The following is a 25,079-nucleotide window of genomic DNA, read 5'->3' on the forward strand; positions in this document are numbered from 1 at the left end:
CCGCGCCGCGCTCGCCTACGCTCACCCGCGTGGCCGTACTCCTCGCACTCGTCGCGCTCGCCGCCTGCGCCGGCGGTCTCGCCGGGGCGCTCGTGCCGCGGCCCGCGTACCGGCTGGCGGTCGAGCCGGAGGCGGCGTGGCGGGCCCACTGCCCTGAAGGCCACAGACTCACCGGACCGGCCGGGGCGTGGCTCGGCACCAGCCGCTGCCGACCGGGCGGCGACGTCCTCGGAACCGCCGGGGCTCCGCTCACGGCGACCCTCGCCGCCGTCGCCTGTGCGGTGCTCGCGGCGGCCACCGGGCCCGCGCCCGAGCTCGCGGTGTGGATCCTGATCGCCCCGTTCCACATCACGCTCGCCCTCGTCGACCGGGCGGTGCACCGTCTCCCCGACGTCCTCACCCTGCCGCTCGCCGCCGGTACGGCCCTGCTCCTGGGCGTGGCGGCCCTTCTCCCCGGGGCCCGCGGCTCCTGGACGGGCGCGCTCCTCGGCGGCCTCGCCCTCGCCGGGGCCTACCTCGTCCTCTTCGTCGTCAACCCGAGCGGCATGGGCTTCGGTGACGTCAAACTGGCGCTCGCCCTCGGTGTCGCTCTTGGGTGGTACGGCTGGGGGGTATTGCTGCTCGGGGCCTTCGCGGGCTTCCTCTACGGGGCGCTGTACGGCCTCACCCTTGTGCTGCTGCGCCGTGCTGGACGTCGTACCGCGATGCCGTTCGGGCCGTTCATGATCGCCGGGGCGTTCACGGGACTGCTCCTGGGTGGTTTCGGAGCGTGACCACGGCACGGCGTGGCAGCCAAGAGCACTTACGAAGGGTTATGGTGGAAACCCCCCCTCGGGCCGGTCCGTATCCCCCCCACGGACCGGCCCGTTTCTCGTACGGGCACCAGTTCCGCGGTCCACCACCGCTTCGGCCTCGCCAGGAGCCCGGCCTTCCGGCGCGCAGCCCCCGGGCATTCGGGTAGCTCGGCCGCCGGGCATTCGGGCACTGGGCCCTTGGGCGACTCGGCTCCCGGGCACTCGGCCCCGGGCGTTCAGCCCCGCCGGGCCCAGATGTTCGTGCCCTCGGTGTCGACCGCGAAGTGGTCGATCTCCGTCAGCTCTTCCTTGCCGAGCGGTGCCGCGTGCAGGGCCGCGACGTTCTCCTCCAGCTGGGCCACGCTCGACGCACCGATCAGCGCGGACGTCATGCGCGGGTCGCGCAGCACCCAGCTGAGCGCCAGCTGTGCCAGCGACTGGCCGCGGCGCGCCGCGATGTCGTTGAGCCCGACGAGCCGGCGCCGCACCTCGTCGGACAGCAGGCCCGGGTCGAGGGACTTGCCCTGGGCGGCGCGCGAGCCGGACGGGACGCCCTCCAGGTACTTACCGGTGAGCAGCCCCTGGGCGAGCGGCACGAAGGCGATGCAGCCCATGCCCGCCTCCTCCAGGGTGTCGAGCAGGCCGTCGTCCTCCGTCCAGCGGTTGATCATGGAGTAGGAGGGCTGGTTGATGAGGGCCGGGACGCCCATCTCCCGCAGCAGCCGGGCCGCCTCCGCCGTCTGCTCGGAGTTGTAGGAGGAGATGCCGGCGTAGAGGGCCTTGCCCTGCTGCACGGCGGACGCGAGTGCGCCCATGGTCTCCTCGAGCGGGGTCTCCGGGTCGAAGCGGTGCGAGTAGAAGATGTCGACGTAGTCGAGGCCCATCCGCTTGAGCGAGGCGTCGAGCGACGACAGCAGGTACTTGCGGGAGCCCCACTCGCCGTACGGCCCGGGGTGCATCTCGTACCCGGCCTTGGTCGAGACGATCATTTCGTCGCGGTACGGCGCGAAGTCCTGCGCGAAGATCCTGCCGAAGTTGACCTCGGCCGAACCGGGCGGCGGTCCGTAGTTGTTGGCCAGGTCGAAGTGGGTGACACCGAGGTCGAAGGCGCGCCGCAGGATGGCGCGCTGCGATTCGAGGGTCCGGTCGTCGCCGAAGTTGTGCCACAGGCCGAGCGAGACCGCGGGCAGCTTCAGACCGCTGTGGCCGCTGCGGCGGTACTCCATGGAGTCGTAGCGGTTGTCGGCCGCGCGATAGTAGGGGGATGCGGTTTCAGTCACGCTTCCTCCCTATCACGGTCCTATCGATGACTTGTGACACACCGGGTTGGGCCGCCGCCACCGGCGCGCAGTAGTGTGGCGGCACTCGGGGACCGCCATGGCGGGCAGGGGCCGGAACATCGTGCCGCGTCCCCGGTATGCCGGGATGTGTCCCATGTCTCCCGGAACAGCATCGAGAGGGTGGAACTCTGTGAACCTGCGCGACCTGGTCTACAGGCTGTATGCGCGCCGGGTGGAAGGCCGCCTCGACCTCGCCCAGGTGCCCCGCCACATCGGCGTCATCCTGGACGGCAACCGTCGTTGGGCGAAGGCGTCCGGCGGGAGCCCGGCGCAGGGCCACCGTGCCGGGGCCGACAAGATCGCGGAGTTCCTCGGCTGGTGCTCCGAGACGGACGTCGAGGTCGTCACCCTGTGGATGCTGTCGACGGACAATCTGGACAGGCCGGAGGAGGAGCTGGTCCCGCTCCTCGGCATCATCGAGGGCGTGGTGCGCGGTCTCGCGGCGGACGGCCGCTACCGGGTCCACCATGTCGGCACGCTCGACCTGCTGCCCGCCGGCACCCAGCGGGTGCTGAAGGAAGCCCAGCAGGCCACCGTCGACCGGCCCGGAATACTCGTCAACGTCGCCGTCGGGTACGGCGGGCGGCAGGAGATCGCGGACGCGGTCCGCTCGCTGCTCCTCGACCACGCCCGCAGGGGTACGACATTCGAGGAACTCGCGGACATCGTCGACATCGACCTCATTGCGGAACACCTCTACACCCGCGGCCAGCCCGACCCGGACCTGGTGATCCGGACCAGCGGCGAGCAGCGGCTGTCCGGATTCATGCTGTGGCAGTCGGCCCATTCCGAGTACTACTTCTGCGAGGTCTTCTGGCCGGCCTTCCGCAAGGTCGACTTCCTCCGCGCGCTGCGCGACTACGCGGCCCGCCACCGCCGTTACGGCACCTGAGTCCCCGGCCTCCTTCACGTCCCACGGTCTGGCCTGTCCGCCCCGACGGCCTCGGCCCTCTTCACGCCCGACGGCCCGGGCGTGTCCCGCCCCGACGGCCTCGGCCTGTCCCGCCCCGCGCCCCGAACGGAGCGCCCTGCGCGGGCTCGTGACGCTCACGCCACGCGTCGTGCGAGGTCACGCCCCGTCATATGCCGTTCCGATGGCATGGGGCTGCATGTTCGAGGGAATAAGCCAACCAGGTCGGCGTCCGGTTCGCGGACGTCGTATCTCAGTGGGCGGCTCCGTGTCGCTCGCCCGGGAGGCCCTTTGCAACCAGGACGACCGCATGGCCCGGCAGCCGGCTCGCACCGGCAGGGCGTGCGCGGACGGAGCGGAGGGCCGGCGACCGGCCCGCGCACCGGGTCCGGCCCGGCTCACTCCCCCGCGACGCAGTCGCACCCCGACCTCATCCGAGGGGGTAGGTCAATCCGTGGTGACCAGTTCCAAGCGCCGCCTTTCCGACCGGCGCACCTATGTCCTCGACACCAGTGTCCTGCTGGCCGACCCGAAGGCCCTGTCACGCTTCGACGAGCACGAAGTGGTGCTCCCGATCGTCGTGGTCACGGAGCTGGAGGCCAAGAGGCACCATCCGGAGCTCGGCTACTTCGCCCGCCAGGCGCTGCGCCTGCTGGACGACTACCGGGTGCGGTTCGGACGCCTCGACGCCCCGATCCCGATGGGGGAGCTCGGCGGCACGCTCCGGGTCGAGCTGAACCACTCCGATCCGGGCGTGCTCCCCGCGGGATACCGGATGGGGGACAACGACTCGCGGATCCTGGCGGTCGCCCGCAACCTGCAGGCCGAGGGGTACGACGTCACCGTCGTCTCGAAGGACCTGCCGCTGCGGATCAAGGCCTCGTCGGTGGGGCTGCTCGCGGAGGAGTACCGCGCGGAGCTGGCCATCACCGACTCCGGCTGGACCGGGATGGCTGAGCTGGCACTCACCGCCGAGCAGGTGGACCTGCTGTACGAGCAGGAGGCCCTGCACGTGCCGGAGGCGGCCGAGCTGCCGGTGCACACGGGGCTGGTGCTCCAGTCGGAGCGGGGCAAGGCGCTCGGAAGGGTGACCGCGGACGGGCAGGTCAGGCTCGTCAGGGGGGACCGGGAGGCGTTCGGGATCAGGGGCCGCAGCGCGGAGCAGCGCGTCGCCCTCGACCTGCTGCTCGACCCGGACGTCGGGATCGTGTCGATGGGCGGCCGGGCCGGCACCGGCAAGTCCGCGCTCGCACTCTGCGCGGGCCTGGAGGCGGTGCTGGAACGCCGGCAGCACCAGAAGGTGATGGTCTTCCGGCCGCTGTACGCGGTGGGCGGGCAGGACCTGGGCTATCTGCCGGGCACCGAGGCCGAGAAGATGAGCCCCTGGGCGCAGGCGGTCTTCGACACCCTCTCCGCGGTGACGAGCCGTGAGGTGATCGAGGAGGTCACGGCGCGCGGCATGCTGGAGGTGCTGCCGCTCACGCACATCCGCGGGCGTTCCCTGCACGACGCGTTCGTCATCGTCGACGAGGCCCAGTCGCTGGAACGGAACGTCCTGCTGACCGTTCTGTCCCGAGTGGGGGCGAATTCCCGGGTCGTCCTGACGCATGACGTGGCACAACGGGACAATCTGCGCGTCGGTCGGTACGACGGGGTGGTCGCCGTGGTCGAGAAACTGAAGGGGCACCCGCTCTTCGCCCATGTGACGCTCGCCCGTTCCGAGCGTTCGCAGATCGCCGCGCTGGTGACCGAAATGCTCGAAGACGGCCACCTATAAGCGGATAAGAAGCAGTTGGCGCCGCCCGGCGAAGCGCAAGAGCATAGCCGGGCGGCGCTGCTGTGCGCGCCGGTTTCTGCAAAACTCCTGGGACGCAGGAGGTGTGAGCTTTCCCACGCGGCACAGAATTGCCTTGCGGTGTCGGCTTCCGGCAGAGTCTGGATCTCGTCAGGCCCCGCATACGGCACAGCTGTATCTCTCAACTGCATAGAGCCGCCGTATGCCGCCCGAGCACCAGACGGCACTTCCGCAAGGGAGTTGCCCACCGGGTCAGTGCTTCCCGTGACCCCGTAGTTGGGAGGCGAGCGCCAGGGGCACGATCGCGTCCGCGAGGGTCACCTGTGCGGGTGCTGCTGGAAGGAAACCGTGTGAGCCGGATCTCGGTCCGGGGATTCGCAGTGGCCTCGGCCACGGCGGTCACCACTGTCGGCGCCGTCGTGGGCGTTGCCTCGGGCAACACCCAGCCCTCGAACGACAGCTTCGAGGCGACCGCAGCCGACGCGACCCTCCTCGCGGACATACCCGCCGGCGAGCAGGCGCTCGTCCAGACCGCATCCCTGACGCAGCAGGCCGACGCGCAGGCCGCCGCCGCCGACGCAGCGGCGAAGCAGTCCGCCCAGGAGACGGCACGCCTCGAGGCGGCCAAGGAAGCCCAGGCGAAGAAGGACGCGGCCGAGGAGAAGATCCGCGAGGAGCGCGAGAAGAAGGAAGCGCTCGCCGCCAGCCGTTCCGCGACCCGCGACGCCGCCACCACCGCGGCCGCCGACGCCTCCGCCTTCCCCGCCAAGGCCTCGTACACCGTCGCCGAGGTCAAGGCCATGGCCCAGCAGATGGTCCCGAGCGGCCAGTTCCAGTGCTTCAGCAACATCGTGGACCACGAGTCCACCTGGAACTACCGCGCCACCAACCCGTCCTCCGGGGCGTACGGCCTGGTCCAGGCGCTGCCCGGTTCCAAGATGTCCTCCGCCGGAGCCGACTGGCGCACCAACCCGGCCACCCAGATCAAGTGGGGCCTCAACTACATGAACGAGCGCTACGGCAGCCCCTGCGGCGCCTGGTCGTTCTGGCAGGCCAACCACTGGTACTGAGCCGACTCCACGCTTCCGCAGCCCCTCGCCGTGCTACGGCGAGGGGCTGCGCACGTGTACGGTCGGTCCGACGGCACGGGGGAGGAACCGACATGTCCAGACTGCCAGCATGGCTCGGCCGGCTCGGCGGCCGGCTGACCGAGATGGGAGAGCGCTTGGACGAGCGCCGCGCCCGGGAGGAAGCCGACGACGCGTCCCCCGGCCCCCAGGCCCCCCCGCGCGTGCCGCCTCCGCCCGGGTACGCCCCGGCCGTCCCGGCCCGGCCCGATCCGGCCGCGGCCGTGCCGTGGGGTGTCCGCGTCGCCGCCGAGGCCGGCTGGCGGCTGCTCGTCCTGGCCGGAACGGTCTGGGTGCTGATGCGCATCATCAGCGCCGTTCAGCTCGTGGTACTGGCGTTCGTCGCCGCACTGCTGATCACCGCGCTGCTCCAGCCGACCGTGGCCAGACTGCGGGGATTCGGCCTGCCCCGCGGGCTCGCCACCGCCATCACCGGGATCTTCGGGTTCGTGGTGCTCGGCCTGGTGGGCTGGTTCGTGGTGTGGCAGGTCCTGGAGAACCTCGACACCCTGTCGGACCGGGTGCGGGACGGTATCGAGGAGCTCAAGCGCTGGCTCCTGGACAGTCCGTTCCACGTCACCGAGAAGCAGATCAACGACATCGCGAACAACCTCAGCGACACCATCGGCACCAACACCCAGGAGATCACCTCGGCGGGCCTGCAGGGCGTCACGGTGATGGTGGAGATCCTCACCGGTCTCCTGCTCGCGATGTTCTCGACGCTCTTCCTCCTCTACGACGGCAAGCGGATCTGGCAGTGGGTGCTCAAGCTGATGCCCGCCCAGGCACGGCCGGGCATCGCCGGCGCCGGGCCGCGGGCGTGGGCCACCCTCACCGCGTACGTGCGGGGGACGGTCGTCGTGGCGCTCATCGACGCGATCTTCATCGGCCTCGGTCTGTACTTCCTGGACGTGCCGCTCGCCGTGCCGCTGGCCGTGTTCATCTTCCTCTTCTCGTTCATCCCCCTCGTCGGCGCGGTCGTCTCCGGTGCTCTCGCGGTCGTCGTCGGCCTCGTCACCCAGGGCGTGTTCACCGCGCTGATGGTGCTCGCGGTGGTGCTGGCCGTGCAGCAGATCGAGGGCCATGTGCTCCAGCCGTTCATCCTCGGCCGTGCGGTGCGGGTGCATCCGCTGGCGGTCGTGCTGTCCGTCGCGGCGGGCGGTCTGGTCGCCGGGATCGGCGGCGCGGTCGTGGCGGTGCCGCTCGTCGCCGTCACCAACACCGTGGTCGGCTATCTGCGGGCGTTCAGCGTGGACCCGGGCCTGCGGATGTCGCCCGCCCCGCACGGAGCGACCGTGCTGGCCGCGGCCCCGACCCCGCCCCCGGTCACGGGCCACGCGGCGGACCGCGCGGAAGGTGAGGACCGGCCGGAGGGCCGGGAGTGATCTCCGAACCGGAACTGGACGGTGACCACGGGCCGCCCGGCGCCTACGGCAGCGTCGGCCCGGTGGTCGCCGACGGCGACGGCACCCTGGCCGACGACGACACCCTCGCCGGCGGCGGCGCCCCCGGGCCCGTGGCCGCCCGGCTGCGTCCCTGGGCCTGGGCGTTCGGCGGCGCCGTGGCCGCGTCCGCGCTGTGGGCGGGCGGACTGCACTACCTCGTACCCGACGGCAGGCCGGACATCCACGGCTATGCGGTGCCCGGCAGCCTCTGCGATGCGGTGGACCTGCGGGCACTGACGGGCGCGGTGGGCGAGATGGAGGTCCAGAGCCGCTCCGAGCGCCGGCACGAGGCGCTGGACGAGGCACGGTGCGACGTCGCCACACCGGGGGACGAGGAGAGCGGGAGAAAGGACCGCGCGGTCCACTACTTCGTCTCGGCGTCCGTCCGGCTGCACAAGGCGACCGACCCGGCCGCGGAGTTCGAGGCCCAGAAGGGCCGCTCCGAGGCCACCGAGGTCGATGTGACACCGCAGGAGGTGCCGGAGCTCGGCGACCGCGCGTACATGCTGGCCCCCGCCGGCACCGACGAGCGGGAGCTGAAGGTCCGTCACGGGGGAGCGGTGTTCGTCCTGAAACTGACGGCCTCGCCCGCGGTTCCGGACGACGCGGAGGAGGACGTCCCGGAGTCCGTCGACCTGACCCCTCTGGAAGCCTCCATGATCGAGGACGTGCGCGATCTGATGAGCACCCTCAAGAAGCAGCAGCCCGGCCCCACACCGTCCTGAGTCCGAGGAGGGTCGGTGGCCGGCCGTGACGCGAAGAGCCCCGCGGACGTGATGTCCGCGGGGCCCTCGGTGATTCCGTGCCCGGCGCCCTACTCGGCGAGGACCGCCTCGGCGTCCAGCGTGGTGCCCACGGCCTGGATCACCGCAGCGATCTTGAAGGCCTCCTGGACCACGTCGCGCTCGACGCCAGCCTTGCGCAGCACCTGCTCGTGGGAGTCCAGGCACTGGCCGCAGCCGTTGATGGCGGAGACCGCGAGCGACCACAGTTCGAAGTCGGTCTTCTCCACGCCCGGGTTGCCGATGACGTTCATCCGCAGACCGGCGCGCAGCGTCCCGTACTCCGGGTCCGACAGCAGGTGCCGGGTCCGGTAGAAGACGTTGTTCATCGCCATGATCGCGGCCGCGGACCTGGCGGCCGTGTACGCCTCGGCGGACAGGTTGGCCTTGGCCTCGGGCTCCAGCTCGCGCAGCACCTTCGGCGAGCGGGACGCGATCGCGCAGGCCAGGACGGTGCCCCACAGCTGCTGCTGCGGCAGGTCGCTGTTGCCGATCACCGAGCCGAGGTTCAGCTTCAGGTCCTTGGCGTAGTCCGGCAGCGCGGCCTTCAGCTCATCGAGAGCCACGGTCACTCACCGGCCAGGAGCTTGGCGGCGTCGAGGGTGTCCTCGCCCTTGCTCCAGTTGCAGGGGCACAGCTCGTCGGTCTGCAGGGCGTCGAGGACCCGCAGGACCTCCTTGGGGTTACGACCCACGGAACCGGCGGTCACCATGACGAACTGGATCTCGTTGTTCGGGTCCACGATGAAGACGGCGCGCTGGGCGAAGCCGTCCTCGCCCCGGACGCCGCACTCGGTCATCAGCTCGTGCTTGGAGTCCGCCAGCATCGGGAAGGGCAGGTCACGCAGGTCGGCGTGGTCCTTGCGCCAGGCGTGGTGGACGAACTCGGAGTCGCCGGAGACACCGAGGATCTGCGCGTCACGGTCGGCGAACTCGTCGTTCAGCTTGCCGAACGCGGCGATCTCGGTCGGGCAGACGAAGGTGAAGTCCTTGGGCCAGAAGAACACCACGCGCCACTTGCCCTCGTAGGACTTGTGGTCGATCTGCGCGAACTCCTTGCCTGCCTCCAGCGACACGCAGGCGGTCAGGTCGTAAGCGGGGAACTTGTCACCGACAGTGAGCACGCGCTCTCCTTGTATGGGGGGTCGCCCCTTGTGGGGGCTTCCTGTGGGGTTGGACGGTGACCGATCCTGACACGGCTCCCATTGATCAGTGAAATAGCTAGACTCGGTCATGGTGATCGGAGGTGCCTATCAGTGGCCGTGAGTAATAGGGCGAAGCAGCCGAGCCTCGCACAGCTGCGAGCATTCGCCGCCGTGGCCGAGCACCTGCACTTCAGGGACGCGGCCGCGGCCATCGGCATGAGTCAGCCCGCTCTCTCCGGAGCGGTCTCGGCACTGGAGGAGTCCCTCGGGGTGCAGCTGCTGGAACGCACCACCCGCAAGGTGCTGCTGTCGCCCGCCGGGGAGCGGCTCGCCGTCCGCGCCAAGGCCGTCCTGGACGCCGTTGGCGAGCTGATGGAGGAGGCCGAGGCGGCCCGGGCACCCTTCACCGGTGTGCTCAGGCTCGGCGTGATCCCGACCGTCGCGCCCTACCTGCTGCCGGCCGTCCTCCGCCTGGTCCACGACCGCTACCCCGAGCTCGACCTCCAGGTGCACGAGGAGCAGACCTCCTCGCTCCTCGACGGCCTCGCCGCCGGCCGGCTCGACGTCCTGCTGCTGGCCGTACCCCTCGGAGTGCCGGGCGTCACCGAACTCCCCCTCTTCGACGAGGACTTCGTGCTCGTCATGCCCGATGACCACTGGCTCGGCGGGCGCGTCGACGTCCCCCGCGAGGCGTTGAAGGAACTGCACCTGCTGCTCCTGGACGAGGGCCACTGCCTGCGCGACCAGGCGCTCGACATCTGCCGGGAGGCCGGCCGCACGGAGGGCGCGCCCGTCACCACCACGGCGGCGGGCCTGTCCACCCTCGTCCAGCTGGTGGCGGGCGGACTCGGTGTGACGCTGCTGCCGCGCACCGCCGTGCAGATCGAGACGGGCCGCAACGACCAGCTGGTCACCGGCTGGTTCGCGGAGCCCGCGCCGTCGCGCCGTATCGCTCTCGCGATGCGGTCGGGAGCCGCCCGGCAGGGCGAGTTCGAGGAGTTCGCGCAGGCCCTGCGCGGTGCGATGGAGTCACTGCCGGTGCGGGTGCTGCCCGCCGACGCCTGAGCCCGCGCGGGCGGGCGGACGTTCGGACACAGCGGCGGGCGGATGTTCGGACGCCCGATTCGTTCGCTCGGGCGCCCGGGAGGTCCGGACGCCCGAGGGGTCCGGACGCCCGAGACGTCCGCACACCCAAGACGTTCAGATGCCCGACGGGACGACGGGTGTCCGGGACCTCCCGTCCCGGACCACGATCTCCCGGTCCGAGTACGCGGCGACCCGCGCCTCGTGCGTGACCAGCACCACCGCCGCCCGGGTGTCCCGCGCGGCCGTCGTGAGCAACTGCATCACCCGCTCACCGTTCAGGGAGTCCAGTGCCCCCGTGGGCTCGTCCGCGAAGACCACCCGCGGCGACGTGACCAGCGACCGCGCGACCGCGACCCGCTGCCCCTGGCCGCCCGACACCTCGCCGGGCCGCTTGGCGCGCACGTCCGCCACTTCGAGCCGTTCCATCCACTCCAGCGCGACACGCTCCGCCTCCTTGCGGCGGGTGCCGTTCAGCCGCAGCGGCAGCGCCACGTTCTCCACGCACGTCAGCTCCGGCACGAGCTGCCCGAACTGGAAGACGAAACCGAAGTCGCCGCGGCGCAGCGCACTGCGTTCGGCGTCCGACATGGCCGTCAGCTCACGGCCGTCGTAGTGGACCGTGCCGCTGTCGGGGCGGACGATGCCGGCCAGGCAGTGCAACAGGGTGGACTTGCCGGACCCGGAGGGCCCCATCACGGCCACGACCTCGCCCGCGCGGATGGCGAAGCCCGCGCCGTCGAGGGCGGTCGTGGGCCCGTAGGCCTTGCACAGGCCGTCGGCACTCAGCAGGGTGCCCGTCACCGGGACACCACCTGCGCCAGCTCGTCGAGCCGGGCCGCGGTCAGTTCCAGCCACCGCAGGTCGGCCTCCAGGTGGAACAGCGCGTGGTCGCACACCAGTTGGTCGGCGAGATCACCGGAGGCCTTGCGACGGGTGAGCTCCCGCATCAGCCGCAGGTGCTCGGACCGCTGGGTGTCCAGCAGCTCGGCGGCGCCGCGCCCGGTCATCAGGGCGAGGACGACCTTGGTGTAGAGGGTGGACTGGAGGTACGGCTCGGGCTTCTCCGGTGCGGCGAGCCAGGCCGACACATCGGTGACACCGGCGTCGGTGATGGCGTACCGCTTGCGGTCCGGACCTTCACCCGCCTCGATGCCCTCGACCTCGACCAGGCCGTTCTTCAGCAGCCGGGACATGGTCGAGTAGACCTGTCCGTAGTGCAGCGGCTTGTCGTGGCCGAACTTCTCGTCGAAGGCCCGCTTGAGGTCGTAGCCGTGCCGGGGTCCGGACTCCAGCAGACCCAGCAGGGTATGGCCGATGGACATGGGAGCTCTCCTCCTGGTGTTCTCTACGTCTATTCGGTGCGCAGGCCGTCCGGGCGCATCATCCGCCACAGGGCCGGCAGGCTGAGCAGGGTGACGGCGAGGACCACGGCCCCGCCGGTGCCGACGAGCGGGACGAACACCCACCAGTCGTCCACCGTCTTGCGGACCATCGCGATCAGGGCCGTACCGAGTCCGATGCCGCCGGCGACGGCGAGCGCCAGGCCGAGCGCGACGGGTACGGCCGTCTGCCACAGCACCGACCAGCCGAGCGTGGCCCGCCGGGCGCCGAAGGCGACGAGCACGGCCAGCGCCCGGCGGCGTTCCCGCAGCTGTTCCAGCTGCGACACGAGGATGCTCAGGGCGATGAGCCAGAGGGTGGCCGTGGCGGCGGCCCGCAGCCCGGTCTGAACACTGGCGTACTGCCTGTCCCGTTCGACCCTCGTCAGGGTGGTGACGTCCATGGCCGGGTCGATCCGGGCGGCGGTGTTGCGCACGAACTCCGCGGCGTCCGGCAGGGCTTGGTCGACCTTGACCAGCGCGACCGTCTGGGCCTCGGGCAGCCGGGACGGGTCGATCGCGCCGGGCGTCGCGAAGATGCCGTCGCGCAGTCGGCCCATGGGGTCGCGCTGGGCGTGGACGGTCCGTGCCGACTCGGGGAGGGTCCACAGCGCCCCTTCGACGGGGCCGCTCCGCTCGGACGCCGGGCTGCCGATGTCGACCGGCTCTCCCGGCCGGGCCGTGCGGTCCACCCAGTCGTTGGCGTCGTCCTGCCCCTTGATGTGGACGACGAACGCGTCGCCGTCGGTGCAGGACGGAAGACGGGCCAGTTCCCGCAGTGTCGGGCAGTCCCCGACCGTGAGGGTGGTGACCGACCGGTCGTTGTGATCGGCCCTGAGGTGCGCGGGCCGGCTGACGTACGTCTCGACGGTGCCGACGACCGCCTGGACGCCCTCGGTCGTACGGAACTCGTCGATCATGCGCCGGGCCCGCTCCCCGCTGGCGAAGGAGGCGCTGACGCGCGCCTGGGCGCGTTCCGGGTGCTGGCCGGTGACCCGTTCGAAGTCCGCGTGCAACGAGGCGGAGTACATCTGCAGCGCCACCGCGCCGGCCACGGCGACGGTGATCCCGCCGACCGCGCGGGACGCCGCCCCGCTGCCGAGCTGGAGCCGGCGCACGGCCATCTGCCAGGACGGCGGCCCGCCGCGCAGCCGGGCCACGACCGCTTCGACCGCCCACGGCAGCAGGGCGGTGAGGCCGACGAGGACGAGGACCGCACCGGCGGCGATCGGGAATGCCTTGACGCTGCCCCCGTCTTCGGCGGGCCGCTGCCAGGCGATCAGGACGAGTCCGGCGGCGGGGGCGAGCAGCCGCCACCACAGCCGTCGGGACCGGGGACGGGCGCGGCGTACGACACCCAGCGGCTCGATCGCGACGGAGCGGAGCGCGAGGAGGGTGACGGCCACGGCCAGGGCCGGGACGGCCGCCATGATCAGCAGGGCGAGGGCGGGCTGCGGTGTCAGGTCCCCGGGGAACGCCGCCAGGTCCCAGATGCGGACGCCGCCGGTGAACTCGCGGCCGACGAGGAAGAACAGCCAGCCGAGCCCCAGGCCGAGCAGGGAGCCCGTGAGGGCCTCGCCGGCCGCGATCCGGCGGGTCATGGCGTTGTCCGCGCCGACGAGTCGCAGCGCTGCGAGTCTCCGGTCGCGCCGTTCGCCGCCGAACCGTACGGCGGTGGTCATGAAGACGACGACCGGGGCGAGCAGCACGACGCAGATGACGACGACCAGTACGACGAGCCGCGGATCGAGGGGTTCGGTGTCGGCCGTTCCGCCGTAACCTGCCGCGCGCGTACCGCCGTTGTCGGTGGTGAGCGTGCCGCTGCCCGCGTAGTAGAGCAGTTCGCCTGGGTCGAGCAGTCCGGCGTCACCGATGGTTCCGGTGATCCGGTACGGGAGCCGCTCCTTGAGCAGTGCACCCTCGGGCGCGGCGAGCAGATCGCGCAGGGCGGGGGAGACCACCATGTCGCCGGGGCCGGGGACCGCGGCCACTCCGGGCGGGGTCGCCGGACGCGCGCCGTCGGGGCGCAGCAGTGAGCCGCCGATGCTCTCGTCGCGGTACTCGGTGGACGCGTCGGCGTGGAGGAAGGTGCGGTCGCCGGCCCGTATCCGGTCGCCCCCCGTGAACTGCTCGGAGGCCGTCCGGGCGGAACCGCGGTCCGCGCGGCTGTCGATGAGGTGGGGCACGGATGCCGCGCCCAACAGCAGGGTGACGCCCAGGCCGACGCCTACGGCGGTCAGGAGCGTGCGTATCCAGCTCTCCCTGCCGCCCGTGACGGCGAACCGGGCGCCGAGCAGGAACTCTCGGATGCCTTTCATGAGCGGCGACTATACATGCCATGTATACGCGATGTGTATACCGACCCGCGGACAAAGCCCGCTGTGTCGCGGAGGGAGATTTCGGGGCAGAACCGGGCGGCATTCGTTCGCCCGGCAACCTTCGGCGCTTCAGAGCAGTCGGTTCCATGGGGCGGCGTGCTGATTGTCACGTAAGGCGAACGCCGGATCGGCGCCCCTTTGTCCCCGGGCGTGGTGTTAGCTTGCCAGTTCGTTGTCAATGAGTGGAGCTACGGAGAAATGGGTCGAGCAGAGGAGAGACGAGCCCGCCAGCGCTCGGCGCGGCAGGCGAAGAGAACCGGCGGCATACGCCGGTTCCTCACCTGGAAGAAGCTGCTCGGCACCTTCCTCGGGGTCTGCCTCCTGGGCATGGGCGCGCTCTTCGTCTACTACCTGACGGTGCCGATCCCCAGCGCGAACGCCGAGGCCCAACTCCAGAGCAACGTCTACCGGTTCAACGACGGCAAGATCTTCGCCCGCACCGGTGAGGTCAACCGCGAGATCGTCCCGCTGGAGAAGGTGCCGGAGCCGGTCCGGTACGCCTTCGTCGCGGCGGAGAACAAGACCTTCTTCCACGACAACGGCGTCGACCTCAAGGGTGTGGCCCGCGGTGTCGTCAACACGGTCACCGGCCAGGGCACGCAAGGTGGTTCGACGATCACCCAGCAGTACGTCAAGAACTACTACCTGAGCCAGGAGCAGACCCTCAGCCGCAAGCTGAAGGAGCTGGTGATCTCCCTCAAGGTCGATCAGGAGTACTCGAAGGAGAAGATCCTCGCCGGCTACCTCAACACCAGCTACTACGGTCGCAGCGCCAGCGGCATCCAGGCCGCGGCCCGCGCCTACTACGGCGTCGACGTCGAGAAGCTGACGGTGGAACAGGGTGCCTACCTCGCCGCCCTGTTGCAGGCTCCGAGCGACTACGACATGGCGACCGCCTCCCCGAGGATGCAGGAAGTCATCAGGAACCGCTGGAACTACGTCCTCAACAACATGGTCGAAGAGGGCTGGCTCGACAAGGCCAAGCGCGACCGGATGACGTTCCCCAAGCTCCTCGAACCCAAGCCCGCCCCCGGAATGGAGGGCCAGAAGGGCTACCTGGTCCGGGCCGCCAACCGTGAACTGCAGCGCAACGGCGTGGACCTGGCGGCCATCGAGTCCGGCGGCTGGAACATCACGCTCAACATCGACGAGAAGAAGCAGCGGCAGCTGGAAGCGGCGGTCAAGGAGGTGCTGACCAGCAAGCTGAAGCCGGAGCAGCGCCGCGTCGACGCCGACATCCAGGCCGGCGCCGTGTCCGTCGACGCCAAGACCGGCGGAGTCGTCGCCCTGTACGGCGGCCAGGACTTCTTCAAGCACCAGATCAGCAACGCCACCCGCGACGACTACCAGCCCGCCTCCACCTTCAAGCCGCTGATCTTCGCAGCGGCCGTCGACAACGAGGCCAGGACGCAGGACGGCAAGGAGATCCGCGCCAACACGCTGTACGACGGCTCCAACCGGCGCCCGGTCAAGGAGGCCGGCCGGAAGGTCGGATTCGCCCCGCCCAACGAGGACGAGGTCGACTACGACGAGATCACCGTGCAGACGGCCATGAACAAGTCCGTCAACTCGGTCTTCGCGCAGATGGGCGTCGACGTCGGCCTCAAGAAGGTCAAGGACGTCGCCGACGAGCTCGGCATGAACATGGAGAAGGCCGAGGCCGTGCCGGCCATGACGCTCGGCACCACGGGCGCCAGCCCGCTCCAGATGGCCGCTGTCTACGCCACCCTCAACAACCACGGCGAGAAGGTCACCCCCGCCGTCGTGAAGTCCGCCGAGCGTGAAGGCAACAAGACCGAGCTGCCCGATCCGTTCGGCGACCGGATCATCAGCCGTGACGCCGCGGACGCCGCCACGTCCATCATGACCGGCGTGGTCGACGACGGAACCGGCAGGGAAGTGCGCCACTCCCGTCAGGACGTGGCAGGCAAGACCGGCACGTCCGACGACAACAAGTCCGCCTGGTTCACCGGCTACACCCCCCGGCTGATCACCTCCGTCGGACTCTTCGGCGAGGCCGCCGAGGCCCACGACAAGATCGTCAAGGGTCAGCAGGTCAGCATGAAGGGCGCGGCGGGCGGCGGCCGGGTCGACGGCGGCAGCTTCCCCGCCCGCATCTGGGCCGCGTACACCTTCGAGGTCATGGACGGGATCTCCGAGTTCGATCTGGAGACCAGCCAGGGCGAGGTCGAGGTGCCGAAGAGCACGCCGTCGAAGAGCCCTTCGGGCACGCCGTCCGGCTCGCCGTCGTCGTCGCCTTCGGGCACGCCGTCCGGCAGTACGTCGCCGAGCCCGACGAACTCCGTGACCAGCAGCCCGACCTCCCGCCCCAGCAGCAGCCCGACCGGCACGCCGACGCGCACCCCGACGGGGACACCGGACCCGACCGGCACGGGTGACAGCGGCACCATCGGTGACCCGGACGGCGGGAAACCGCCCAGACCATGACGCACGCGACGCCCCGTACGGGGTGAGGCGACGACATGAGGAAGGGGCGGCCCCCCGGGTTCCCGGGGGGCCGCCCCTTTCCGTGTCTCGGGCGGGCGTGACGCGGCAGCCGCTCGCCCCGTCGACGTCGTCGGCGATTCGGCCGTTGAGGGTCGGCCCGGCCCTCCGCGCCCGTTCCACGCCGCGCACGGGGCGCCGCCACCTCACGCGGGTGCGGGCAGCTCGAACCACACCACCTTGCCCGTGGACAGCCGGGTGGCGCCCCAGCGCCGGGCCAGCCGGTTGACCAGGAACAGTCCCCGGCCGCCCTCGTCGGTGTCCCGGGCCCGCCGCTGCCGCGGCAACTGCGGGGAGTCGTCGCCGACTTCGCAGCGCAGCACGTCCGTGCGCAGCAGCCGCAGCGTCACCGGCCGCTCCGCGTACCGCACCGCATTGGTCACCACCTCGCTGACCAGCAGTTCCACGGAGTCCGTCAGCTCCTCCAGGTCCCAGCGGGCCAGCGCCCGCCGGGCCAGCCGACGGGCCCGGCCCGGCGCCGCGTCCTCCGGGTCCAGGAACCAGTAGGCGACATCACTCGGCGCGATCCCGTCGAAACGGGCGGCGAGCAGCGCGATGTCGTCGTCCCGGTCGCCGGGACCCAGCATGTCGAGGACGTCGTCGCACAGCGCCTCCAGCGGCGGAGGATGGTCCGGGCCGGTCAGCTGGGCGGTCGTGGCCAGCCGCTCCCGCAGCTGCTCGATGCCCGTCCACACGTCCCGCAGCCGCGACTCGACCAGTCCGTCCGTGTACAGCAGCAGCGTCGCGCCGGCCGGCGCGTCCAGCTCCACCGCCTCGAAGTCCACCCCGCCGACACCGATCGGCGCACCCGGCGGCACCCTCAGCACCTCGGCCCGTCCGCCCAGATGCAGCAGCACCGGCGGCGGATGGCCCGCGTTGGCGATGGTGATGCGGTGCGCCACCGGGTCGTACACCGCGTACATGCAGGTCGCCATCCGGTCGGAGCCCAGCCGCTGGGCCTGCTCGTCCAGGTGGTGCAGCACCTCCTGCGGCGGCAGGTCGAGTCCCGCGAGGGTCTGCGCGGTCGTGCGCAGCTGGCCCATGATCGCGGCCGAGGTCATGGAATGCCCCATGACGTCGCCGACCACCAGCGCGACCCTGCTGCCCGGCAGCGGAATCGCGTCGTACCAGTCGCCGCCGACCCGGGCCGTCTCCGCGGCCGGGAGATAGCGGGACGCGAGCCGCACGCCGGTCGGCTGCGGCAGCGAGTCCGGCAGCATGGTGCGCTGCAGCTCGTCCGCGATGTACGCCTCCCGGCCGTACAGCACCGCCTTGTCGATGCCCAGCGCGGTGTGCGTCGCGAGCTGGGCCGCGACGAGCAGGTCGTTCGGCTCGAACGCCGGCCGCTCGGGACGGCGTACGAACACGGCGGCACCGATGACCCTGCGGCGGCCGCGCAGCGGCGCGAGGATCGCCCTGCTTCCCGACGGCACGGCACGGTCCGGGCCCAGCAGCTCGGCCAGCGCGGCGCGGGCGGCCGCCGAGTCCGCGAACACCGGCCGCACACCGCGCAGCACCTCGGCGAGCGCGCCACCGGTGTGGATCTCGCACAGCTCGGAGGCCGGCGTCAGATCGTCCTCGTCGGGCACGGCGGCCGGCGCGAGGCCTTCGCTCAGGGCCTCGTCGGTTAAACGCAGCCGGTCGGTGCGGCGCAACCGCAGGACGAACGGCGCCACGGGCCGCTCGTCGCCGACCGGCAGAGGGTCGCGCAGATGGACCAGGATCGCGTCGGAGAACGTGGGCACCGTCGCCCGGCACAGCCCGAGCACGATCTCGTCGAGGTCGATGCCGCGCGCGATCCGGCGTGTCGCGGCGCCCACGAACCGCAGCCGGTCGCCCTCGCGGCGGGCCGTCGCCGACTCGCCGCCGGGCCCCGTGAGACCGTCGCCGTCGCCGTCGAACCCGGTGATGTCGACCGGGTCCCCGTCCGGGTCGCGACGCCCGGCGTTCCGCGCGGCGCCCGTGTCCGCGGCGCGGCGTGCCGCGTCCGCGCCGGACACGGCGGCGGTGTCGTACCGGCCGGAGCGCCGGGCGTCCGAGTCGTCTGCCCGCGTGCCGTCCGCCCGCGCGCCTTCCGTCCCAGCGCCGTCGGCCCGTGTGCTCTCCGCCCGTGAGCCGGGGACGTGCGGGTCGTGGGCGCGGGATCCGGGGACGCGGGCATCACCGTCCCCGCCACCGCCCGTGACCGGGCCCGAGGAGTGCGTCGCCTCCGGACGCCCGGCAGGGCCGGATTCCGGGCCGTCGCAGCCGCCCGGGCCGCAGTGTCCCGTTCCCGTGGAGTGCCCGGGGACCGCATCGGCGTCGGGGCGCCGCACGTTCCCCGTGCCGCCCGCGCCGGCCGCCTCCGAGGTGCGCGCGGTGCGCCGCCGCGAGGGTGCCGTGTCCGGCGGGGGCGTGTCGCGATGGTCGGCTCCGCGCGGGCCGGGCGCGCCCGCGCCCGGTACGACCGGGTGTTCCGCCGCGCCGGGGCCACCCGCGGGCCCGCGGGCGCCCGGGACGCCTCCCGGATACGGGTCGGGGGCGGCCCCGCTCCGTGTCGCGGGGGCGTCGGCGGCCGCGCGGGGTGCGTAGTCCGTTCCGGGCCGCGTCCGGGCGCGCTCGTGCGGCCGGGCGGCCATGGGCTGCCGGCTCTCGTGCGAGGTGGGCTGGTGCTCCGTCACGCGTCGGTTTCCGTCCGTCCGGAAAGTGGCCTCCCCGCCGGAGGCAGGGAAAAGGTGCGTGCTGCAATCTCTTTGAGCGGTATACCCGCTCCACGGGCGGGGTCCACAGGGCGGGCCACGGACACCGTGATTCCGGCACCCGGCACGGCTCCACCCCCCTGAAAGGTCACCCGGAGGTGACGTACGGTCAAAAGATGTGCGGCGCTCGGGTATTGCCGTTGCGCAGCCTTGCGGAGGACGATCCTACGTTTGAACCCTGGGGGCGCATCAAGGGTCTCACGACGGCATATGCGCCGGGGTGCGATCCCAGTCCTCCGGAAGATCCGGCACGGTCCACCGCGGATCGGGCCGCCAGCTCTCCCAGCCGTCCTTGAACGGCGTCCCCCACGAGCCCACCACGTCGAGGGCGGCCCGGCCGGCCTCCTGCACCAGCCGCGCCTGCCCGGCCCCCATCAGACCGGCCTCCTGCGCCTGGGCGAACTCGTCCTCGTCGTGCCATGCCCAGGTACGGTCCGGATACACCGCGATGTCGAGGAAATGGTCCTCGGAGTCGACGCCCCCGCTCCACCTGGTCCGCGGCTCCTCCAAGTTGACGTACCAGTTCCGGAACTGCCAGCCGTCGTCCCAGAACAGCCACACCGACCACGGCTCGTGGGGCCGGGCGATCTTGAGTACACCCGTGCCGCGCCACGGCGTCCGCACCGTGGTGCGCGGCGCGGTGTACCTGGTGGCCAGCGGTTCCCCCGACACCGGGCCGCCGTCGGCGAGCACCGGCTTCACGCACTCGGTGCCGGGCGCCATCCACACCGCCAGCAGCTCGTCGGTGTCCTGCACGACCGTCACCGGGCGGCAGATGTGTATGCGCCCGGTCCTGCCGTCCGGGACGTTGTCGCGATAACGCCAGAGGATGTGCTCCCCGGGCGCCCAGCGCCGCGGGGCCGAGCCCGTCGTGTTCGATTCCTCCGTACGTGTCATGCCAAGATCTTACGAACCCGGACGCCTCCGCAGGTCACGGATGAGTCATACGCAACACGTCCAGGGCCTCGTCGAGCTGCTCCAGGGTGAGGTCGCCGCGTTCCACATAACCCGATTCCAGCACCACCTCGCGGATGGTCCTGCGTTCCGCGAGGGACCTCTTGGCGACCTTGGCGGCTTCCTCGTAGCCGATGTACCTGTTGAGCGGGGTCACGACGGAAGGGGACGACTCGGCGTACTCGCGGGCCCGTCCGGCGTTCGCGGTGATGCCGTCCACGGCACGGTCGGCGAGCAGCCGGGAGGCGTTGGTGAGCAGCCGCACCGACTCCAGCAGGTTCTTGCCGATGACCGGCAGCATCACGTTCAGCTCGAAGTTCCCCGAGGCCCCGGCCGTGGCGATCGCGGTGTCGTTGCCGGTGACCTGCGCGGCGACCATCAGCACGGCCTCCGGGATCACCGGGTTGACCTTGCCGGGCATGATCGAGGAGCCCGGCTGCAGGTCGGGCAGGGCGATCTCGGCCAGTCCGGTGCGCGGCCCGGACGCCATCCAGCGCAGATCGTTGCAGATCTTGGTGAGGGAGACGGCGACCGTACGGAGCTGCCCGGACGTCTCGACCAGTGAGTCCCGGGCGCCCTGCGCCTCGAAGTGGTCGCGGGCCTCGGTGAGCGGCAGCCCGGTGGCCCGGGCGACCTCGGCGATGACGGCCGCGGAGAAGCCGGGCGGGGTGTTGATGCCCGTACCCACCGCGGTGCCGCCGAGCGGGAGCTCCGCGAGCCGGGGGAGGGCGGCCGTGAGCCGCTCGATCCCGTAACGGACCTGGGCCGCGTAGCCGCCGAACTCCTGGCCCAGCGTCACCGGCGTCGCGTCCATGAGATGGGTACGGCCCGCCTTGACGACCTCCCGGAACTCCTCCGCCTTGCGCTCCAGGGCTGCGGCCAGATGCTCCAGCGCGGGGATCAGCCCGTCCGTGACTGCGCCCGTGGCCGCGATGTGGATGGACGACGGGAACACGTCGTTGGACGACTGGGACGCGTTGACGTGGTCGTTGGGGTGCACGTCCCGGCCCAGGCGCTCGGTGGCGAGGGTGGCCACCACCTCGTTCATGTTCATGTTGGAGGAGGTGCCGGAACCGGTCTGGAAGACGTCCACCGGGAAGTGCTCGTCCCAGCGGCCCTCCGCGACCTCGCCGGCCGCCGCGGAGATCGCCTCCGCGACGTCCTGGTCGAGCACGCCCAGCCCGGCGTTGACCTTGGCCGCGGCCGACTTGATGCGGGCCAGCGCCGCGATGTGCGAGCGTTCCAGCCGCTGCCCGGACACCGGGAAGTTCTCCACCGCCCGCTGCGTCTGCGCCCGCCACTTCGCCGCCGCGGGGACCCGCACCTCCCCCATGGAGTCGTGCTCGATCCGGTAGTCGCCCAGGTCCATGTCCGTACCTCCTGCACCGTCGAGCATCCCTGACGCCGCGTCTATTCCCGGGTGCGGCACGCCCGGACGCGTGGATGCGACACCGCCCCCGCTGCGGGACGCAGGCGGGGGCGGGACGGTGAGCGGGCCGGTCAGGCGAGGCCGGGGCCCCGGACCGGGATGGAGGTGAACGTCGGGGCGGGGGCAGGCTCCTGGAAGAAGTCGTTGCCCTTGTCGTCGACGACGATGAACGCCGGGAAGTCCTCGACCTCGATCTTCCAGATGGCCTCCATGCCGAGCTCCTCGTACTCGACGACCTCGACCTTCTTGATGCAGTCCTGGGCGAGGCGGGCGGCCGGGCCGCCGATGGAGCCGAGGTAGAAGCCGCCGTGGGTGCCGCACGCGTCGGTGACCTGCTTGCTGCGGTTGCCCTTGGCCAGCATGACCATGGAGCCGCCCGCGGCCTGGAACCGGTCCACGTACGAGTCCATGCGGCCGGCCGTGGTCGGGCCGAAGGAGCCCGAGGCGTAGCCCTCGGGGGTCTTCGCGGGGCCCGCGTAGTAGACCGGGTGGTCCTTGAGGTACTGCGGCATCTCCTCGCCCGCGTCCAGCCGCTCCTTGATCTTGGCGTGTGCGATGTCGCGGGCCACGACCAGCGGGCCGCTGAGCGAGAGACGGGTCTTGACGGGGTACTTCGACAGCTCGGCGAGGATCTCCGGCATCGGCTGGTTGAGGTCGATGCGGACCACGTCGTCGTCGCTCAGGTGCTCGTCCGTGGTCTCCGGCAGGAACCGCGCCGGGTCCTTCTCCAGCTCCTCCAGGAAGACGCCCTCCGCCGTGATCTTCGCGACGGCCTGGCGGTCCGCAGAACAGGACACGGCGATGGCGACCGGCAGCGACGCACCGTGCCGCGGCAGCCGGACGACCCGCACGTCGTGGCAGAAGTACTTGCCGCCGAACTGCGCGCCGATGCCGATCTTCTGGGTGAGCTCGAAGACCTTCTCCTCCAGCTCCTTGTCGCGGAACCCGTGACCGCTCGGTGAGCCCTCGGCGGGCAGCTCGTCCAGGTAGTGGGCGGAGGCGTACTTCGCGGTCTTCAGCGCGAACTCGGCGGAGGTGCCGCCGACCACGATCGCCAGGTGGTACGGCGGGCAGGCGGCCGTGCCCAGCGAGCGGATCTTCTCCTCCAGGAACTTCATCATGGAGGCCTCGTTCAGGACCGCCTTCGTCTCCTGGTACAGGAACGACTTGTTGGCGGAGCCGCCGCCCTTGGCCATGAAGAGGAACTTGTAGGCGCCGCCGTCCGTCGCGTAGAGCTCGATCTGCGCGGGCAGGTTCGACCCGGTGTTCTTCTCCTCCCACATGGTGAGCGGGGCCATCTGGGAGTACCGCAGGTTGAGCTTGGTGTACGCGTCGTAGACGCCCCGCGAGAGGGCCTCCTCGTCGCGGCCGGAGGTCAGCACGTTCTGGCCGCGCTTGCCCATCACGATCGCGGTGCCGGTGTCCTGGCACATCGGGAGCACGCCGGCCGCCGCGATGTTGGCGTTCTTCAGCAGGTCCAGGGCCACGAACTTGTCGTTCGACGACGCCTCGGGGTCGTCGATGATCTTCCGCAGCTGGGCGAGGTGCGCCGGGCGCAGGTAGTGCGAGATGTCGTGCATGGCCTCGGCCGCCAGCTTGCGCAGCGCCTCCGGCTCGACCTTGAGGAACGTACGACCGTCGGCCTCGAAGGTGGAGACACCCTCGGTGGTCACCAGGCGGTAGGGCGTGGTGTCCTCTCCCAGCGGGAGCAGATCGGAGTACTGAAACTCTGGCATTACGGCCATTCCTCACTCGGCAGACTGCGGCTGACATCCGATTGGCAGCGCGCCCACAAGCGTAGAACGCACCTGGAGGTCGGGGCTTGTGAGGTAAGGCTCAGTTCGGGGCCGGGGTGGCGAAGGCCGTGCGGGCAGGGGGGCGGCGACGGCGGCGAATCGATGCGCGTCGCGGACTAGTCGCGATCTATCGCGTTTCGCTAGTCTTGGGCCGTGGACCTGACGAAGCGCACCCAAGAAGCCGGACTGCGGGCCTCGGACGCCGACCGCGACCGGATCGCGGACGTCCTGCGGGACGCCCTCGCCGAGGGCCGGCTGACGGCCGAGGAGCACGTGGACCGCATCGAGGCGGTCCTCCGGGCCAAGACGATGGCCGATCTCGAACCCCTGGTGCGGGACCTGCCCGTGCCCGGCACCCCGCTCACGCCGGGGCGGGTGGTCGCACCGGCGCCCGCCTGCCCGCCGGAGGACGCGGCCGTCCCGGGCACCTCGCAGAAGCTGTTCGCCGTGCTGTCCGGCGCTGTGCGCAAGGGCAGGTGGCGGGTCCCGCGTACGACGAACGCGTTCGCGCTCTTCGGCAATATCGAGATCGATCTCAGCGAGGCGCTGTTCGAGCAGCGGCTCACGGTGATCAACGCGACGGCGGTGTTCGGGAACGTCGAAGTGACCGTCCCGGAGAACGTGACTCTGCGCGGCAGCGGCAGCGGCCTCATGGGCAACTTCGAGGTCGACTCGCTGGAGGCCGCCGACCCGCAGGCCCCCGTCGTCGTGGTGTACGGCTACGCGGTCCTCGGGAACATCGAGGCCAAGCCCCACAAGGGCAAGGTGATCCAGGACCTGTACAAGCAGATACGCCGGCGACTCCAGTGACCTCGCGGGAGACTCCAGTGACTCCTGCCCCGCGGCGGGCATGCGCGTACGGGCGCACGGTCCGCACACATGCCCTGTACACATGCCGCACACACGGGCCCGTCAACCCAGTGCATAGGCGCGCGCACAGCGGGTAGGGAACGCTGCATCGTCTCTCGCTCGCGAAGCCGTCGTCAGGAGTAGATCGTGCTGCATGCGCCGCGTCAGCCCCTGCAGGTCGCCGCCGTTCCGCCGCAGAGTGGTCCAGCAGTCCCCGCCCGGGACGACCAGGAGGGGCCCTGGCACACGGAGGCGGTGTGCCGCCGCGACGAGGCGGGGCTGTTCTTCGCTCCGTCGAAGGAACCGACGGCCGCCCGGCTGGCCCGGGAGGAGGCGGCGAAGCGGGTCTGTGCACGCTGCCCCGTGATGGTCGAGTGCCGGGAGCACGCCCTCCTCCAGCCCGAGCCCTACGGCGTCTGGGGCGGTCTCACGGCCGCCGAGCGCCGGGTGGCCCTCGCCCGTCGCCGGCGCCGTGAGATGGAGCTCAAGAAGGCCGCCTCGACGACCCGCGTCGCCGCCGCCGGCTGACGCAGGGTCGTCGGCGTCCCCCGCCGCCGACGGAGGCACCGGGACGGCAGGGCACCACGAACGGCGAATGTACGTACGCGCAAGAGGGCGCCCCCGGAAA

Annotated in this window: 20 protein-coding genes; 10 read left to right on the forward strand and 10 right to left on the reverse strand. The window is 71.4% G+C overall.

Features of this window, described 5'->3' with window-relative positions; genetic code table 11:
- The first annotated feature begins 29 nt into the window (after positions 1-29).
- Positions 30-773 (forward strand): prepilin peptidase, encoded by a 744-nt coding sequence (locus ACZ4Z5_RS24940; protein WP_468266361.1) that lies wholly within the window; start codon positions 30-32, stop codon positions 771-773.
- A 257-nt stretch (positions 774-1,030) separates the two neighbouring features.
- Here the strand turns inward: ACZ4Z5_RS24940 and mgrA are convergent, their stop codons facing one another.
- Entirely contained in the window at positions 1,031-2,074 is a 1,044-nt protein-coding gene (gene mgrA / locus ACZ4Z5_RS24945; RefSeq protein WP_468266363.1) for an L-glyceraldehyde 3-phosphate reductase, read from the reverse strand.
- A gap of 190 nt (positions 2,075-2,264) precedes the next feature.
- Here mgrA and ACZ4Z5_RS24950 point away from each other — a divergent pair, with 190 nt between their 5' ends.
- The 5 genes from ACZ4Z5_RS24950 to ACZ4Z5_RS24970 all read left to right on the forward strand — a co-directional run bounded on the left by ACZ4Z5_RS24950 (position 2,265) and on the right by ACZ4Z5_RS24970 (position 8,136).
- Positions 2,265-3,026 (forward strand): isoprenyl transferase, encoded by a 762-nt coding sequence (locus ACZ4Z5_RS24950; RefSeq protein WP_468266365.1) that lies wholly within the window; start codon positions 2,265-2,267, stop codon positions 3,024-3,026.
- Positions 3,027-3,498: 472 nt separating this feature from the next.
- The gene (locus ACZ4Z5_RS24955; RefSeq protein WP_468266367.1) at positions 3,499-4,821 is read left to right on the forward strand and encodes a PhoH family protein; all 1,323 of its coding nucleotides are present in this window, start codon (positions 3,499-3,501) and stop codon (positions 4,819-4,821) included.
- Between the two features lie 368 nt (positions 4,822-5,189).
- On the forward strand, positions 5,190-5,909 hold the full coding sequence (locus ACZ4Z5_RS24960) for an aggregation-promoting factor C-terminal-like domain-containing protein (protein ID WP_468266369.1): 720 nt from the start codon (positions 5,190-5,192) through the stop codon (positions 5,907-5,909).
- 92 nt (positions 5,910-6,001) lie between these two features.
- On the forward strand, positions 6,002-7,351 hold the full coding sequence (locus ACZ4Z5_RS24965; protein WP_468266371.1) for an AI-2E family transporter: 1,350 nt from the start codon (positions 6,002-6,004) through the stop codon (positions 7,349-7,351).
- A complete protein-coding gene (locus ACZ4Z5_RS24970; protein WP_468266373.1) occupies positions 7,348-8,136 on the forward strand; it encodes a hypothetical protein in 789 nt (262 codons plus the stop codon). Before ACZ4Z5_RS24965 ends, ACZ4Z5_RS24970 begins: the two co-directional genes overlap by 4 nt.
- 89 nt (positions 8,137-8,225) lie before the next feature.
- Here the strand turns inward: ACZ4Z5_RS24970 and ACZ4Z5_RS24975 are convergent, their stop codons facing one another.
- A complete protein-coding gene (locus ACZ4Z5_RS24975; protein WP_468266375.1) occupies positions 8,226-8,759 on the reverse strand; it encodes an alkyl hydroperoxide reductase in 534 nt (177 codons plus the stop codon).
- Between the two features lie 2 nt (positions 8,760-8,761).
- A complete protein-coding gene (locus tag ACZ4Z5_RS24980; RefSeq protein ID WP_468266377.1) occupies positions 8,762-9,316 on the reverse strand; it encodes a peroxiredoxin in 555 nt (184 codons plus the stop codon).
- Positions 9,317-9,448: 132 nt separating this feature from the next.
- Between ACZ4Z5_RS24980 and ACZ4Z5_RS24985 the strand changes: the two genes are divergently transcribed.
- Complete coding sequence (locus ACZ4Z5_RS24985; protein WP_468266379.1) at positions 9,449-10,402, forward strand: LysR substrate-binding domain-containing protein; 954 nt, start codon at positions 9,449-9,451, stop codon at positions 10,400-10,402.
- A gap of 135 nt (positions 10,403-10,537) precedes the next feature.
- Here ACZ4Z5_RS24985 and ACZ4Z5_RS24990 read toward each other — a convergent pair whose 3' ends face one another.
- Genes ACZ4Z5_RS24990 through ACZ4Z5_RS25000 form a run of 3 tightly spaced genes read right to left on the reverse strand, consistent with a single transcriptional unit; the run spans position 10,538 to position 14,120 of the window.
- The gene (locus ACZ4Z5_RS24990; protein WP_468266381.1) at positions 10,538-11,224 is read right to left on the reverse strand and encodes an ABC transporter ATP-binding protein; all 687 of its coding nucleotides are present in this window, start codon (positions 11,222-11,224) and stop codon (positions 10,538-10,540) included.
- Positions 11,221-11,745 carry a PadR family transcriptional regulator gene (locus ACZ4Z5_RS24995; RefSeq protein ID WP_468266383.1) on the reverse strand — a complete coding sequence of 175 codons (525 nt, stop codon included), beginning with the start codon at positions 11,743-11,745 and terminating at the stop codon, positions 11,221-11,223. Before ACZ4Z5_RS24995 ends, ACZ4Z5_RS24990 begins: the two co-directional genes overlap by 4 nt.
- Positions 11,746-11,774: 29 nt before the next feature.
- Positions 11,775-14,120: an FtsX-like permease family protein gene (locus ACZ4Z5_RS25000; protein ID WP_468266385.1), complete on the reverse strand. Its 2,346-nt coding sequence runs from the start codon at positions 14,118-14,120 to the stop codon at positions 11,775-11,777.
- 258 nt (positions 14,121-14,378) lie between these two features.
- On the opposite strand from ACZ4Z5_RS25000, the gene ACZ4Z5_RS25005 reads away from it, so the two are divergent.
- A complete protein-coding gene (locus ACZ4Z5_RS25005) occupies positions 14,379-16,628 on the forward strand; it encodes a transglycosylase domain-containing protein (protein ID WP_468266387.1) in 2,250 nt (749 codons plus the stop codon).
- Positions 16,629-16,831: 203 nt separating this feature from the next.
- Here the strand turns inward: ACZ4Z5_RS25005 and ACZ4Z5_RS25010 are convergent, their stop codons facing one another.
- The 4 genes from ACZ4Z5_RS25010 to ACZ4Z5_RS25025 form a co-directional block, all read right to left on the reverse strand.
- Positions 16,832-19,303 (reverse strand): SpoIIE family protein phosphatase, encoded by a 2,472-nt coding sequence (locus tag ACZ4Z5_RS25010; protein WP_468266519.1) that lies wholly within the window; start codon positions 19,301-19,303, stop codon positions 16,832-16,834.
- Positions 19,304-19,621: 318 nt separating this feature from the next.
- Positions 19,622-20,320 (reverse strand): cytidylyl-2-hydroxypropylphosphonate hydrolase, encoded by a 699-nt coding sequence (gene fomD / locus ACZ4Z5_RS25015; protein WP_468266389.1) that lies wholly within the window; start codon positions 20,318-20,320, stop codon positions 19,622-19,624.
- 34 nt (positions 20,321-20,354) lie between these two features.
- Positions 20,355-21,746, reverse strand: coding sequence for a class II fumarate hydratase (locus ACZ4Z5_RS25020; protein WP_468266391.1), 1,392 nt, complete (start codon positions 21,744-21,746; stop codon positions 20,355-20,357).
- Between the two features lie 131 nt (positions 21,747-21,877).
- Positions 21,878-23,542 carry a fumarate hydratase gene (locus ACZ4Z5_RS25025; protein ID WP_468266393.1) on the reverse strand — a complete coding sequence of 555 codons (1,665 nt, stop codon included), beginning with the start codon at positions 23,540-23,542 and terminating at the stop codon, positions 21,878-21,880.
- A gap of 213 nt (positions 23,543-23,755) precedes the next feature.
- Between ACZ4Z5_RS25025 and ACZ4Z5_RS25030 the strand changes: the two genes are divergently transcribed.
- Both ACZ4Z5_RS25030 and ACZ4Z5_RS25035 read left to right on the forward strand, forming a co-directional pair.
- Positions 23,756-24,412 carry a DUF1707 SHOCT-like domain-containing protein gene (locus tag ACZ4Z5_RS25030; protein WP_468266395.1) on the forward strand — a complete coding sequence of 219 codons (657 nt, stop codon included), beginning with the start codon at positions 23,756-23,758 and terminating at the stop codon, positions 24,410-24,412.
- Between the two features lie 186 nt (positions 24,413-24,598).
- Positions 24,599-24,979: a WhiB family transcriptional regulator gene (locus ACZ4Z5_RS25035; RefSeq protein ID WP_468266397.1), complete on the forward strand. Its 381-nt coding sequence runs from the start codon at positions 24,599-24,601 to the stop codon at positions 24,977-24,979.
- The last annotated feature ends 100 nt before the right edge of the window (positions 24,980-25,079 follow it).

This window comes from Streptomyces sp. NPDC030222, assembly GCF_055573115.1.

Excerpts from the sequence above, each read along its gene's own strand:
- ACZ4Z5_RS24995 (WP_468266383.1), bottom strand. The coding sequence starts at position 11,745 with ATGTCCATCGGCCATACCCTGCTGGGTCTGCTGGAGTCCGGACCCCGG.
- fomD (WP_468266389.1), bottom strand. The coding sequence starts at position 20,320 with ATGACACGTACGGAGGAATCGAACACGACGGGCTCGGCCCCGCGGCGC.
- ACZ4Z5_RS25010 (WP_468266519.1), bottom strand. The coding sequence starts at position 19,303 with ATGGCCGCCCGGCCGCACGAGCGCGCCCGGACGCGGCCCGGAACGGAC.
- ACZ4Z5_RS25025 (WP_468266393.1), bottom strand. The coding sequence starts at position 23,542 with ATGCCAGAGTTTCAGTACTCCGATCTGCTCCCGCTGGGAGAGGACACC.
- ACZ4Z5_RS24965 (WP_468266371.1), top strand. The coding sequence starts at position 6,002 with ATGTCCAGACTGCCAGCATGGCTCGGCCGGCTCGGCGGCCGGCTGACC.
- ACZ4Z5_RS25020 (WP_468266391.1), bottom strand. The coding sequence starts at position 21,746 with ATGGACCTGGGCGACTACCGGATCGAGCACGACTCCATGGGGGAGGTG.
- ACZ4Z5_RS25000 (WP_468266385.1), bottom strand. The coding sequence starts at position 14,120 with ATGAAAGGCATCCGAGAGTTCCTGCTCGGCGCCCGGTTCGCCGTCACG.
- ACZ4Z5_RS25005 (WP_468266387.1), top strand. The coding sequence starts at position 14,379 with ATGGGTCGAGCAGAGGAGAGACGAGCCCGCCAGCGCTCGGCGCGGCAG.